Source organism: Nocardioides koreensis, from assembly GCF_039531775.1.
In the GTDB taxonomy this organism is placed as follows: domain Bacteria; phylum Actinomycetota; class Actinomycetes; order Propionibacteriales; family Nocardioidaceae; genus Nocardioides; species Nocardioides koreensis.
The window spans coordinates 203,331-215,715 of record NZ_BAAAQR010000001.1; the positions used below are offsets into that span (position 1 = coordinate 203,331).

Below are 12,385 nucleotides of genomic sequence, written 5' to 3' on the forward strand. Positions count from 1 at the left end.
CCGGCCGGTGTCACAGCAGGCGACGGTCGGAGGCCCAGCGGGTCAGCTCGTGCCGCGAGGAGAGCTGGAGCTTGCGCAGCACGCTGGACATGTGGGTCTCGACGGTCTTGATCGAGATGAACAGCTCCTTCGCGACCTCCTTGTAGGCGTAGCCGCGCGCGATCAGCCGCATCACCTCACGCTCCCGCTCGGTGAGCCGGTCGAGGTCCTCGTCGACGGCGGCGACGTCGATCGTGCCGGCGAACGCGTCGAGGACGAACCCCGCCAACCGCGGCGAGAAGACCGCGTCGTCCTCGGCGACCCGCTGGATCGCCTGCACCAGCTCGGGGCCGGTGATGGTCTTGGTGACATAGCCGCGGGCGCCGCCGCGGATCGTGCCGATCACGTCCTCCGCCGCGTCGCTGACCGACAGGGCCAGGTAGCGCGCGTCCGGCCACGGCATCCTTCGCATCACCTCGGCACCGCCCCCGCCGGGCAGGTGCACGTCGAGCAGGACCACGTCGGGGTGGTGGGCCGCGATCGCGGCGACGGCCTCGTCCACATCCGCCGCCTCGGCACAGATGTCCACGACCCCCGCGCCGGTGGCCTCCAGCTCGGCGCGCACCCCGCGCCGGAACATCGCGTGGTCGTCGACGATCACGACCCTCACCGCGCCGTGCTCATTCATCCAGGTCCTCCTGTCGGGCCCCGCGGGGCTGTCGGGGCAGGTGCAGGCGCACCTCGGTCCCCTCGCCGATGCTCGACCGCACCTCGGCCGAGCCGCCGTGCCGGTCCATCCGGTCGACGATGCTCATGCGTACGCCGTGCCGGTCGGCGGGGATGTCCGCCGGGTCGAAGCCTCGACCCCGGTCGCGGACGAACACGTCGACCGCGGCGGGCGACACCTCGGCGTACACGTCGATGCGGCCGGTGCCGGCGTGCTTGGCGGCGTTGGTCACGGCCTCGCGGGTGGCCGACACGATCGCCCTCAGGGACTCGTCGAAGTCGCAGTCGCCCACGGTCACCACGTCCACGGAGACACCGTGGGCGTCCTCGATCGTCGCCGCCGCGCCGCGCAGCGCGCTGGCGAGCGTGCTCTCGTCGGTGGACTCCCCCGCGTAGAGCCAGGCGCGCAGGTCGCGCTCCTGGGCGCGGGCCAGCCGGGCCACGGTCGGCCCGTCCTGGGCGTTCTTCTGGATCAGCGCGAGCGTCTGGAGCACCGAGTCGTGCAGGTGCGCCGCGACGTCGGCGCGCTCCTGGGTGCGCACCCGCTCCGCCCGCTCCGCGGTGAGGTCGGAGGCCAACCGGTAGACCCAGGGCCCGACCACGATGGCGATGCCGACGATCCCGAGCAGGGACGCCACCGCCACGTCCCGGGCGACCGCCAGCGACTCGCCCCGGAACGCGAACAGCGCCAGTGCCGTGACCACCAGGCCCACGCCGGCGGCGAGCCGGGCGTACGCCGCCCAGCCGCCGCTGCCGAGCACGACCCGCACCGGGTCGATCCGGCCGGTGGTGTCCAGCCACCGCTCGCGCTGGGCGTCGTCGGCCTGCCGCCACAGCAGCGCGATGCCGATCATGCCGAGGAAGAGCGGCCAGAACACCGCACCGCGGCCGAGGACCGCCTCGACCATCAGGATGCCGCCGAAGGCGAGCGCCGCCAGCGCGATCGCGGGTCCCACGTCGCCGAGCCGGCGCATCCGGCCCGGCCGCCGGCCCCCGCGGGAGGCGCTCTCCAGCCCGGGGGCCCCGATGTCGAACCGGGAGTCCGAGGGCAGCACCAGCCAGAGCCCGGCGTAGAACGCGACTCCGAGGCCACCGAGCAGTGCGGTCAGCACGAAGGCCGCGCGGACCCACAGCACCGGCACCGCGAGATGGCGCGCCAGGCCGGCGGCGACGCCGCCGAGGATCGGTGCCTGCGCGTCGCGGGTCGCCCGACGGACGCCGGCGGGCCCGGTGGTGGATGTGGTGGCCATGTCGGCTCAATCGTCACACAGCGCGCGGGCCCGAACCATGAGGACGAACCCCGACGCGACCCTGACTCCGGGCCCGGCCGGGCACCCGGGGATCAGGGTCCTCCCCGATGGTGCGCGCGGCCCGCGGGCCGCAGGCTTGAGCCATGACAACGACACCGCCCGAGGCCCCCTCCGGGCCGCAGCCCCCGCAGGACCAGGGGCCCCGGGTCACCCGGGACGAGGTCCGCGACCTCGGCCGGCTGCGCCGCAGCGTCACGGACCGCAAGATCGCCGGCGTGGCCGGCGGCCTGGCCCGTCACCTCGACGTCGACCCGGTCATCCTGCGGGTCGCCTTCGTCGTGCTGGTCTTCTTCGGGGGCGCGGGCCTGATCCTGTACGGCGCCTGCTGGCTGCTGGTCCCCGAGGAGGGCAGCGAGTCCGCGCCCCTGCACCTCGACGACCGCAGCCGCTCGGTCGCGCTGGTGCTCGTCGGGGTCGTCGCCGCGCTCGCCCTGCTCGGCGACACGTGGGGCGCTTCCTGGTTCCCGTGGCCGCTGGCGGTGATCGCCCTGGTGGTCGTCCTGGTCCTGAGCCGCAAGGACCGTGGGAGCGCCCCGCCGGCGCCGGCGTACGGTCCCCCGACCGCCGACGCGGCCGCCGCGACGTACACCCCGGGGCCCGCGAGCGGCTACGCGCCGCCGGCCTACCCGCCCTCCGACTGGGCACCGGTGCGGCCGCGCTCGCCGCGCAGGCGGGGACCGATCCTGTTCTGGTTCACGCTGGCCCTGATCGCCCTCGCCGAGGGCGTGCTCGGCATCGTCGACCTCGCGGGTGCGGCGATCGCCGCCCCGGCCTACCCGGCGCTGGCCGTCGGGATCACCGGCCTGATGCTGCTGGTCGGGGCCTTCTGGGGACGCGCCGGCGGGCTGATCCTGGTCGGCCTGGTGGCCACCGCCGTCCTGGCCGGCACGACGGTCGCCGACAACTGGGAGGGGGAACGCCTGGAGCGGACCCCGACCAGGGCGGCCGGCGTCGACGACACGTACCGCATCTCGACCGGCGAGCTCGTGCTCGACCTGCGCCAGGTGCGCGACCTCTCGCGTCTCGACGGACGCACCGTCCACGTCACCGGTGACGTGGGCCGGCTCGAGGTGATCGTGCCCGACGGGCTCGACGCGGACGTGCACGCCGACGTCGACGGCCCCGGGAACATCAACCTCTTCAGCGAGGAGACAGGCGGCATCGACCTCGCGATGGACCGCACCCACGACGGCGGCGCCCGCGCCCCGGAGCTCACCATCGTCGCGGACCTGAGCGTCGGCCAGATCGAGGTGCACCAGCGATGAAGGAGACGACCATGAGCGCGACCGACCGGCCGACCGGCCGCCACCCCGTCAGCATCGGGCACCTCGTGATGGGCCTGGCCTTCCTCGGCCTGGTCGGGGTGTGGGCGCTCTACCAGGCCGACGTGGTCGAGGGCCATGACATCCGCTGGCTGCTGCCCGTGCCCTGGGTGCTGGCCGGCATCGCCGGACTGATCGCCACCACCCTGACCAGCCGGGACCGCTGGGGCACCCGCCAGACCGGCTGGGCCGGCGACGACACCCCGCCGGCCACCGACAGCACGACCACGTTCGACACCACGCACGACAACACCGAGGAGATCCGATGAGCACCCCGCCGCCCGCCCCGAGCAACCCCAAGCGCCTGGTCCGGCGCCGCGACGACCGGATGGTCGCGGGCGTCTGCTCCGGGGTCGCCGCCTACCTCGGCGTCGACGTGACGCTGGTCCGGCTCCTGACGGTGATCGGCGCCATCATCAGCTTCGGCACCGTCGCCATCGCCTACCTCGTCGGCTGGGTGCTGATCCCGGAGGAGTGACCGGCGGACCGCGCCCAGGAGTCCCTGGCACCGACCACCTCGTCGGGGTGGTCGGTGATCAGCCCGTCCACCCCCAGGTCGAGCAGACGCCGGGCCTCGCCGGCGAGGTCCCCCCGGTGCCGGCGCCGCTCCCCGACCCGGAAATCCTTCGCGAGGAACTTGTTCTCCGCACGCAGGGTCCAGGCGTGGACGGTCAACCACTCGCGGTGGGCGGCACGGACCACCCGGTCCCCCAGTGCGCGCCGCAGCAGCAGGTCCTTGCGGGCACCGATCCCGTCGGCGTACGTCGCGGTGACGGCGAGCTGCGTCCGCGTCACCTGGTCGCGGCGGTTGACCAGCTGGATCAGCGGCACCCGCACGCTCCGCGCCAGTCGGCGCAGCACCTCGCGCTCGAAGGCCATCGCGCTGACCCGCGACCGCTCGTGGTCCATGCCGAGCCGGCGCATCGAGTCCTGCAGCAGCTCGTCCAGCGGCAGCCCCGCGGCCTGGAAGTAGGCCCCGTGCTTGATCTCGGCGAGCACCCCCACCGTCCGGCCGCGCAGCTCCGCCTCCTCGCGGACGAGCCGCACGACCTCCTCGAAGGTCGCGACCCCGTGCCGGCCGTCGTGCGCCGCGCTCCCGGGACGGGCTCGCGGCATCCGCTCGCGGGTCCTGAGCGTCCGCAGCTCCGCGAGGTCGAGGTCCTCGACGAACCAGCCGGTGATCGGCCGTCCGGCGACCAGCTTCGTGGTGCGGCGGCCGGCGAGGTCCTTGCGAGCCGCCACGTCGGTGGTGTGGCTGAGCTCGACGTCGTGACGGACCACGAGGACGCCGTCGCGGGTGGCGACCAGGTCCAGCTCGACGTCGTCGGCGCCCATCTCGACGGCCACGCGGAACGCCTCGAGGGTGTGCTCGGGGCGGTAGCCGCTGGCGCCGCGGTGCGCGGCCACGGCGGGCGTGACGACCAGGGAGGACGGGCGGGTGGTGAGGGGTGCGGGCGGCAGGACAGCGGGGCTCACCCCCTCAGGAGACCCGGGCGAGGTGGACCTGCAGCGGGATCCGGGTGAACCCCGGATGACCGTCGGGGTACGTCCCCGTCAGGATGGGGCGATGACGTTGCCCAGCCTCGGTTCCCTCGCGCCCCTGCCGGCCGCCGACCATCCCGGCCTGCTGGCCGCTCCGGTGACCGCCGTGCTCAGCGGCTGGCCGCACGCGCCGCACGTCGCCGTCGTCGAGATCGACCCGGAGCTGGCCGACACCGCGGCGATGACCGAGGCGTACGACGTGCCGCTCACCGCCAGCGCGAACTGTGTGGTGGTCGCCGGCCGCCGGGGCGGCGAGGAGCGGGTGGCGGCCTGCGTCGTCCGCGCCGACACCCGCGCGGACGTGAACAACCTGGTCAAGCGGACCCTGGACGTGCGCAAGGCCTCGTTCCTGCCGATGGACCGGGCGGTCGAGGAGTCGGGCATGGAGTACGGCGGGATCACCCCGCTGGGCCTGCCGGAGCACTGGCGGCTGCTGCTCGACGCCCGCGTCGTCGACATCGACGTGGCGATCGTCGGGTCCGGCGTACGACGGTCCAAGCTGCTGCTGCCGGGCCGGCTGCTCGCCGAGCTGCCGGGCGCCGAGGTGGTCGACGACCTGGGCCTGCCGATCAGCGGCTGAACACGCCGGCCCGCTGCCATACTGACGCCCGTGACGACAGATCAGGGTGGGTCGGAGACCCGGACGGGGCGCAACGAGACCGACGAGGAGCGCCTCGACCGCAAGTGGGACGACCTGCTCCAGGAGCTGCGGGTCATGCAGACCAGCGCGCAGCTCACCGCCGGCTTCCTGCTGACCCTGCCCTTCCAGACGGCGTTCGCCGACCTCAACAAGTTCCAGGAGGGGCTCTACCTCGGCCTGGTCGTCCTCGCCTCGCTCATCATCGCCCTGGTGATGACGCCGGTGGCCGTGCACCGGCACCTGTCGGGCGAGCACGTCAAGGAGCGGGTGGTCGCGACCGGCCACCGCATCGTGCGCACCGTCGTCGGCGCGCTGTCGCTGCTCATCCTCGGCATCGTCACGCTCATCTTCGACGTGGTCATCGACCGGACCATCGCGCTGGTCGTGGCCGGGTGCATGGGCCTGATCCTGATCGGGCTCCTGGTGGTGCTGCCGCTCAGGCTCACCCGCGACTAGCGCGATGTCCTCCCGGCTGCTCGGCGCCGTGCTCGCGGCACTGCTGTGCTGCACCTCGTGCACGGGAGCGAGCGAGCCGGAGGCCGGGCAGGCCGGCTCACCGGAGCCGTCGGTCCCCACCCTGTCCCCGATCCGGCTGCCGCCGAAGGGCCCGCCGACCGGGCGGCTCTACGCCGACCTCCGGCAGTCCTCCCGGGACGCCGCGCTGGGCCGGATGGAGGTGTGGGTCGAGAACGACACCCGCCGCGACGTGACGCCGACCCGGATCACCTACACCGACCCGAGGTTCCGCAGGCCCGTGCCGGGCGAGCGGCTCCGGCTCAACCCGTCGCGCTCCGAGCGCGGCTACCCGCTCGCGCTGCCGGCCGAGCCGGACTGCGGGCAGCACCACGGCCCGGGTCGGCTGCGCGTCGCGTATGCCGGCCGGACGGTCACCCTGCCCGTCGCCGACGACAACGACGTCGTGGCGCGGTACGTCGCCTCCCGCTGCCTCGAGCTCGCCGTCGACCGGGTCGCGCCCCTGCGGTTCGCCGACCGGGTCCCGGTGGACCGGGCGGGCGAGGGCAGCACCGGCACCCTGGTCCTGGTCGCGCAGCCGGCCGGCGTGCCCGGCCACGTGCTGCGCATCGACGCCGTCGGGGGCACGCCGCTGCTGGGTGCGGCCGGCGGCTCGGCCTGGCGGCCACGGGCGCGGGTGCGCAGCGACGGCCCCGTCGTGCGGATCGAGCTCCCGGTCCGTGCCGCCCGTTGCGACGACCACGTCTTCATGGAGTCCGCCGGCGCCACGGCGTTCCTCGTGTCGCTGCGCCTCGACGGTCGGCCGGGCAGCCTCGTCGTACGGATGAGCCCGGCCGGCGCCTCGGCCGCGATCGCCTTCGCGCGGGACTCCTGCGGCCTCTGATCGAGGCCGGCCGTGGGGGACGGCCGATGGAGAGTTGTTGCCGGATACCGTCAGCCCGGTCGGACGGCGGCCATCTCGATCGACCCGGAGCTGAACGGCGCCACCAGGCCACCGACGGAGATTGAGCCGTCGGCGGCATTGCGGACATCGATGCGGCTGGGGCGGCCGACGAAGCGCCCCTGATGCACGTGGAAGAACTCGTCCGCAGGTCGCAGCCCGTGGCGGACGAGATAGGCCGCCGCCGGTCCGGCGGCGCTGCCGGTCGCTACGTCCTCAGTCACGCCGCGGTTGTCCCAGGTGCGGCCTTCGGGTCGATCGGGATCGAGCACATAGACGAATGCGGCTCCGATCTCGCTCAGCATCGAGGGCAGGTCCGCGACGGCGACGTGGCTGGCCGCGAGGCCTTCGGAGGTGACCGGGAGCAGGAGATACGGGAGGCCGGTGCTCACGACTTGGCTGGGCAAGTCCTCACGCACCTGCTCGACCCGCAGCCCGAGGGCGGCGGCGAAGCGCCGTGCCACGCCCTGCGGGAGTGGCGGCGACACAGTGGCAGGACCTTGATCCATCTCGGCCCCGATGATGCCGTGGTCCCGGGCAACCGTCGTGACGCGTAGCGGCCGGCCGGCGACCCGGATGGTCCACACGTGGCGATCCGCAGTCGGTCGTGACTGGGCATGTAGGACGGCTGCCGCCCCGAGCACCGGATGACCTGCGAAGTCGAGCTCCTCTTCCGGCGTGAAGATCCGTGCCTCGGCCCCGTCCTCCCCGACGTGGAACAGGAAGATCGTCTCGAACTGTCTCAGCTCCTGCGCGATCCGCAGCATCTCATCCGCCGCGAGCGGGCCCGGCGAAGCGACCACGGCCAACCCGTTGCCGGCCATCGGTCGGTCTGTGAAGACGTCGACGTGATGAAGACTGAGCTGGCCGATTCCGGAGCCAAGTCCATCCATGTGCGACTCGTCTTCTCTCATCCGCGATCGGTTCGGACAGCCGGTTGGGACTGCTGCACGAACTGGTGACACGTTACTACTGACAATCTTCGCGGCCCCGAGCTGAGTCTTGTCGGGATCGTGAAGCTGGCCGAGGGCGCGGCTGCGTGCCTCGACGTCCTGCCGACACAGTGGCACCTTGGGAGGGTGATGCGTCCACCCCCTCCTCTTCTGGCGGTCGCCGCAGGGCTGACCCAGTCGGTGCTGACCAAGGGTGCGCGTCCGCCGTCAGCCTCCCGGGCTGCGGGGGCAGCTGCGATCGCGACCGCGTCCGGAACGCTTGCGGCTGCGGCCGCGGGCGCCTTCCGCCGTCAAGGAACGACGCTCGAGCCGTTTGATCCGGCGCTGGCCTCTGTCCTGGTGACCAGCGGCGCGAACTCCGTGAGCCGGAATCCCATGTACGTCGGTCTGGCGGGGCTCTTGGTCGCAAATGCGATTCGGCTCGGGTCCTGGAAGGCCCTGCTCCCGGTGGCCGCTTTCACACTCGTCATCGACCGGTTTCAGATCGCAGCGGAGGAGCCCGCACTGCTCGCCAACTTCGGAGCCGACTACGAGGCCTACCGTGTCGCCGTGCCGCGCTGGTTGGGTCGCAGATCGCTGAAGCCCGGCCCCTGAACGACGTGCGTCCTTCCGCCGCGAGCCGGCTGCCCGAAACAAGCCCGGGGTAGACGCGTCGCGGCACCTCGGATCCTCGAGCCGGCAAATCTGTCTAGCAAGACAGCAAGCACGTCTACCCTCCGTGGGTGATCAAGCGCATCGTTCTCGGCACTCTGGCCGCCGCGGTTCTCACCGCGTGCGGCGGAACCGACTCCGACAAAGTTGACAGTCAGACGTCCACGGCTGCTGCCTGCGAAGAGAGCTCGCCCGAAGCCACGAGCTCCTCGCAGGGAACAATTCTGGAGTCGGGCTTCGGGCAGAGCAACGAGTACGCGTGGGTCACGGCGCTTGTCCAGAACGACTCCGACCATGCCGGCCAGACAGTCACTGTGAACTTCAACGTCAAGGACGCCAGCGGCAAATTGGCAGCGAGCGGGTCACAGGTATCTGCTTTCTACTGGGCCGGACAGAAGCTTCCAGTTGGAACGCAGGTTGATCTCGGCAGGGGTGTCAAGGCCGCCAGCATGGAGGCAACCGTTCTCGTCGAGGATGAAGGCACATTCGACGACCAAGTCGTCGAGCAGGACTGGGGCAGCTTCCCCGGCACGATCTACAAGCAGTACGGCAACTGGGGCGCCAAGTTCCAGGTCGAGAACCCGACAAGCGAGCCGCTGGACGGTTCCGCTGTTGCGGTTATCTGCCACAACGCGAGCGGTGAGGTCATCGGCGGATCAAGCACATATCCGGACCTGATCCCGCCGTCCGGTGAGACGCTGGTCGACGTGAGCGACCTCTACGCGGCAGCCGAGCCGCACGACTGTGTCGGTTACCTGCACCCGTGGATGTGAGTCGAACGCGACCCATTGTCGTCTTCTCGATTACGGAAGCCACGGACGTCTCTGTCCCGCCCTGCAGTCCAGAAACGAGCAATCGATAAGTCTGACCGACGCGCGTCTTTCCCGCCGCCTCCACGGCAGCGTCCGGATCCGTCTACATTCGCCGCCTCGGCGACTCCGGCCTGATGCCCTCCTCGGTGAACACCTCCATGCACGCCGTACGTGGCTTCTTCCGGTTCGCCCACATCGACGGACTGAACCCCGGTGACCCTGCCGGCCCAGACCATCACTCCACCAGCGCGCCCTGGCCAACCTGCTCGGGATCGACGCCCTGCGCGCCTCGGAGGCCGCAGCGGTCAGCATCGAGGACTACCGGGAGACCTTGCGCTGACACCGGCTGCGCCTGGTCGGGAAGGGCAACAAGCCTGCCACGATGGCGCTGACCGTCCCGGTCCTCCGGGTGCTCGAGGCCTGCCGCGGGCAGCGCACCCACGGGCCACTGGTGCTGCGACCCGTCTCGGGCAACCCCATCGACCGCCGCGACGCGTACCGGATGGTGGTGGGGATCGCGAAGGCCGCGGGCATCCCCTCGACTTCGAGGGAGATGAGTCCGGCTGGGTCGATGGCGCACCTACAAGTCGGAACGGCCAATCGTGTGCCTTCTGTGGCAACGAACATGCGGACTGGGCACATCCGTTGGACGCCGACCTGATCAGGTACGAGCAGTACGGCAAGGGCCATACGCTGCCTACCTTCTGGGCCCTTTGTGATGCGTGCGAAACGATCTACCAAGCAGGCGAAGACGTCGTAGCCGTAGGCGTGACGCGGTCGTCGGGTGCGTGGAGTTGGGTCGCGGACGCGGACGTAGCGGAGTGCATTGGTAGGCCTCTCAGCGTGTTCCGTCGCACCGACAAGGCGGTAGACCCTTGGTGGGATTGACCGGGAGCGCGAGAAGTTCACCACTCCGAGCCAACGGACTTACGAGGCACGTCGTCTCCACGGTAGGTGCCGCGGCCGGTGCCCCACCGACGACGGCGGCCGCTACCTGCGTTGCACCGACTGCGGGCGCAACGACCCGCGCGTCAGGGCCCGCGTCAAAGGCAGCGCGGCTTGGAGTGATTGTCGCCTACTCGCCGAGCTAGAGTCGCCCGACATGACGATGTCCGGGCTCCGGCTCACCTCCCCCACGGCCGAGCTCGCCGAGCAGTTCCTGACTTGGCGCCACCGGCCCGACGTGACCCGCTGGTTCCTGCAGCAACGCATCGAGCACACCGAGGAGTACGTCGCTGACTGGGCGGCGTACGACGACCACGACCACCACCGAGTCGTGGCGGTGCTCGACGGCGCGATGGTCGGCCAAGCGACCCTGGGCGTCGTCGACGGGATGGGGCAGTCGGGTAATGAGGCGGAGTTCGTCGGCCGTGAGGGGCGGCTCTCGTACTTCGTGCACCCGGACCACGCTGGCCGGGGCATCGCGACGGCGCTAGCACGCGAGGCGCTCGCGAACGCTTTCGGCCGACTGGGGCTGCGCCGGGTCCAGGCCGGCTGCTTTGCCGACAACGTCGCGTCGTGGCGGGTGATGGAGAAGCTGGGGATGCGGCGTGAGCAGCACGGCGTCAAAGACTCCTTCCACACCGAGTTCGGCTGGGTCGACGGCTACACCTATGCGCTCCTTGCCGAGGAGTGGAGGGAATGAGGACCGGGAACGCAAGCGGACCTGCTGGTGCTGCTCGCCGTCCGGCTGCCGGGGTTCGCGCCCGTCGGGCGTTTCCACCCGCCACGGACTTCGGGAGGCGAAGGTCGCCGAGCGATGACCGCCTACTACCAACACATGGGACAACGACCGCTGTTGCCGCGTTGAGGGCGATTCCAGCAGGTGCGTCATACCGCCCACGAGGCGCGTCTCTGCCCACCGAGCGTGAGCCGGGCCCGGCTCACGGAGTGTGTCCGCCAGCGTCACTTCGACTTGGATGGATTGGGGTCTCCGACCACTCCAGCGTCGATGTGTTGGCCGACAGTCGTGGTGACGATGACGGGGATGCCGTTGGGGATCTGCCCGTCGAGGTCGGCGACGAGCTCGACGGTGGATGGCAGTCCGCCTGGGGTCTGGACGTTGACGTAAACGTTCTTCGAGACCACGGTGACGCTTTGAATGCGGGCTCCGGACTGTCGTTTGATCCATTGCTCGGCGGTCGTCTGCACGCGCTGGGTCCACCGGTCGACGAGGTAGGTGCCGACGGTGTTGGCAGCCATCGGGACAAGGACCACGACCAGCAGGATCCCGATCGCCAGGGTGGCGCGGCGACGCGAGAGCTGTTTGTCCTGGCTTGCCTCGGCGGCGTAGCCGGCACTGGTGAAGACGAGGGTGCCGGCCAGCACCAGCGCGACGAAGTTGGAGGCGAACAGCACCAGGGCACCCACCGCCAGCGTCACGGCGCCCTGGCCCAGGCAGACACCGACGACCGCGAGCGGGGGCACCAGTGAGATCGCGATCGCGACCCCGGGAAGAACCGCTGCAACGTCGCGGCGGGCGAACGCGACGGACCCGGCGAACCCGGTGGCCACGGCCGCGATCAGGTCGACGAGCGCAGGCGAGGTGCGGCTCGCGATCTGGCTGTCGTTGAGCAGGTCCACCCCACCGGGGATGACCAACGAGAACGCCACGCCGATCAGCACCACCAGGACGCCTCCGGTGAAGGTGAACGCGGCTGCCCGCCAGGTCACCGTGGTGCTGCGTCGCACGATGCCGAGAGCGACGCCCATGATGGGGGTCGACAGCGGCGCGATGATCATGGCGCCGATCACGGTGGCGGTGGAGTCGGACAGCACGCCCGCCGTCGCGACGACCGCCGACAAGACCAGCATCGTCCAGAACGCCGACTTCTTGGACCGGGTGTCTCCCGAGCCCAGGTCGAGATCCTCGGACAGCTCCTCGAGGGTCCGCCGCTGACGGGCCGGCAGGACCCGGTCGGAGAGGTTGAGTGTCACGTGCGCAGCATCCCTCAGGTACCGACGGCGCGCGAGCCCTCAGGCGCGCTCTCATCCGCCGAGGGTGATGAGCTCGACCGGGGCGTGTCGGACGTTCGG

14 protein-coding genes are annotated in these 12,385 nt (G+C 71.4%); 9 read left to right on the top strand and 5 right to left on the bottom strand.

Going from position 1 to position 12,385, the window contains the following annotated elements; genetic code table 11:
* Positions 1-10: 10 nt before the first annotated feature.
* A complete protein-coding gene (locus ABD268_RS00890; protein WP_344146168.1) occupies positions 11-667 on the bottom strand; it encodes a LuxR C-terminal-related transcriptional regulator in 657 nt (218 codons plus the stop codon).
* Positions 660-1,955 (bottom strand): ATP-binding protein, encoded by a 1,296-nt coding sequence (locus tag ABD268_RS00895; RefSeq protein ID WP_344146171.1) that lies wholly within the window; start codon positions 1,953-1,955, stop codon positions 660-662. Before ABD268_RS00895 ends, ABD268_RS00890 begins: the two co-directional genes overlap by 8 nt.
* 143 nt (positions 1,956-2,098) lie before the next feature.
* Between ABD268_RS00895 and ABD268_RS00900 the strand changes: the two genes are divergently transcribed.
* The 3 genes from ABD268_RS00900 to ABD268_RS00910 are packed head-to-tail and all read left to right on the top strand — an operon-like array spanning position 2,099 to position 3,815.
* Positions 2,099-3,280, top strand: coding sequence for a PspC domain-containing protein (locus tag ABD268_RS00900; RefSeq protein WP_344146174.1), 1,182 nt, complete (start codon positions 2,099-2,101; stop codon positions 3,278-3,280).
* Between the two features lie 11 nt (positions 3,281-3,291).
* Positions 3,292-3,606, top strand: a complete 315-nt coding sequence (locus ABD268_RS00905) for a hypothetical protein (RefSeq protein WP_344146177.1) — start codon at positions 3,292-3,294, stop codon at positions 3,604-3,606.
* Positions 3,603-3,815: a PspC domain-containing protein gene (locus tag ABD268_RS00910; RefSeq protein WP_344146180.1), complete on the top strand. Its 213-nt coding sequence runs from the start codon at positions 3,603-3,605 to the stop codon at positions 3,813-3,815. The genes ABD268_RS00905 and ABD268_RS00910 overlap by 4 nt, the downstream gene beginning before the upstream one ends.
* Here ABD268_RS00910 and ABD268_RS00915 read toward each other — a convergent pair.
* Entirely contained in the window at positions 3,779-4,813 is a 1,035-nt protein-coding gene (locus ABD268_RS00915) for a glycerophosphodiester phosphodiesterase family protein (protein ID WP_344146183.1), read from the bottom strand. The genes ABD268_RS00910 and ABD268_RS00915 overlap by 37 nt on opposite strands.
* Before the next feature lie 91 nt (positions 4,814-4,904).
* Between ABD268_RS00915 and ABD268_RS00920 the strand changes: the two genes are divergently transcribed.
* The 3 genes from ABD268_RS00920 to ABD268_RS00930 are packed head-to-tail and all read left to right on the top strand — an operon-like array spanning position 4,905 to position 6,876.
* Positions 4,905-5,459 (top strand): YbaK/EbsC family protein, encoded by a 555-nt coding sequence (locus ABD268_RS00920; RefSeq protein WP_344146186.1) that lies wholly within the window; start codon positions 4,905-4,907, stop codon positions 5,457-5,459.
* A gap of 30 nt (positions 5,460-5,489) precedes the next feature.
* Positions 5,490-5,975, top strand: a complete 486-nt coding sequence (locus ABD268_RS00925) for a DUF6328 family protein (protein ID WP_344146189.1) — start codon at positions 5,490-5,492, stop codon at positions 5,973-5,975.
* Positions 5,976-5,979: 4 nt separating this feature from the next.
* A complete protein-coding gene (locus tag ABD268_RS00930; RefSeq protein ID WP_344146192.1) occupies positions 5,980-6,876 on the top strand; it encodes a hypothetical protein in 897 nt (298 codons plus the stop codon).
* Between the two features lie 50 nt (positions 6,877-6,926).
* Here ABD268_RS00930 and ABD268_RS00935 read toward each other — a convergent pair whose 3' ends face one another.
* Positions 6,927-7,826, bottom strand: coding sequence for a PhzF family phenazine biosynthesis protein (locus tag ABD268_RS00935; RefSeq protein WP_344146195.1), 900 nt, complete (start codon positions 7,824-7,826; stop codon positions 6,927-6,929).
* Between the two features lie 120 nt (positions 7,827-7,946).
* Here ABD268_RS00935 and ABD268_RS00940 point away from each other — a divergent pair, with 120 nt between their 5' ends.
* The 3 genes from ABD268_RS00940 (at position 7,947) to ABD268_RS00950 (ending at position 10,994) form a co-directional block, all read left to right on the top strand.
* Complete coding sequence (locus ABD268_RS00940) at positions 7,947-8,480, top strand: methyltransferase family protein (protein WP_344146197.1); 534 nt, start codon at positions 7,947-7,949, stop codon at positions 8,478-8,480.
* A 128-nt stretch (positions 8,481-8,608) separates the two neighbouring features.
* Positions 8,609-9,310 (top strand): hypothetical protein, encoded by a 702-nt coding sequence (locus ABD268_RS00945; RefSeq protein ID WP_344146200.1) that lies wholly within the window; start codon positions 8,609-8,611, stop codon positions 9,308-9,310.
* A 1,141-nt stretch (positions 9,311-10,451) separates the two neighbouring features.
* Positions 10,452-10,994 carry a GNAT family N-acetyltransferase gene (locus ABD268_RS00950; RefSeq protein ID WP_344146203.1) on the top strand — a complete coding sequence of 181 codons (543 nt, stop codon included), beginning with the start codon at positions 10,452-10,454 and terminating at the stop codon, positions 10,992-10,994.
* A 260-nt stretch (positions 10,995-11,254) separates the two neighbouring features.
* Here the strand turns inward: ABD268_RS00950 and ABD268_RS00955 are convergent, their stop codons facing one another.
* On the bottom strand, positions 11,255-12,286 hold the full coding sequence (locus tag ABD268_RS00955; RefSeq protein WP_344146206.1) for a TIGR00341 family protein: 1,032 nt from the start codon (positions 12,284-12,286) through the stop codon (positions 11,255-11,257).
* Positions 12,287-12,385: the final 99 nt, after the last annotated feature.

What these genes read in the sequence shown, in the direction of transcription:
- ABD268_RS00895 (WP_344146171.1), bottom strand. Translation starts at nt 1,955, where the DNA reads ATGGCCACCACATCCACCACCGGGCCCGCCGGCGTCCGTCGGGCGACC.
- ABD268_RS00890 (WP_344146168.1), bottom strand. Translation starts at nt 667, where the DNA reads ATGAATGAGCACGGCGCGGTGAGGGTCGTGATCGTCGACGACCACGCG.
- ABD268_RS00905 (WP_344146177.1), top strand. Translation starts at nt 3,292, where the DNA reads ATGAGCGCGACCGACCGGCCGACCGGCCGCCACCCCGTCAGCATCGGG.
- ABD268_RS00935 (WP_344146195.1), bottom strand. Translation starts at nt 7,826, where the DNA reads ATGGATGGACTTGGCTCCGGAATCGGCCAGCTCAGTCTTCATCACGTC.
- ABD268_RS00910 (WP_344146180.1), top strand. Translation starts at nt 3,603, where the DNA reads ATGAGCACCCCGCCGCCCGCCCCGAGCAACCCCAAGCGCCTGGTCCGG.
- ABD268_RS00920 (WP_344146186.1), top strand. Translation starts at nt 4,905, where the DNA reads ATGACGTTGCCCAGCCTCGGTTCCCTCGCGCCCCTGCCGGCCGCCGAC.
- ABD268_RS00900 (WP_344146174.1), top strand. Translation starts at nt 2,099, where the DNA reads ATGACAACGACACCGCCCGAGGCCCCCTCCGGGCCGCAGCCCCCGCAG.
- ABD268_RS00950 (WP_344146203.1), top strand. Translation starts at nt 10,452, where the DNA reads ATGACGATGTCCGGGCTCCGGCTCACCTCCCCCACGGCCGAGCTCGCC.
- ABD268_RS00930 (WP_344146192.1), top strand. Translation starts at nt 5,980, where the DNA reads ATGTCCTCCCGGCTGCTCGGCGCCGTGCTCGCGGCACTGCTGTGCTGC.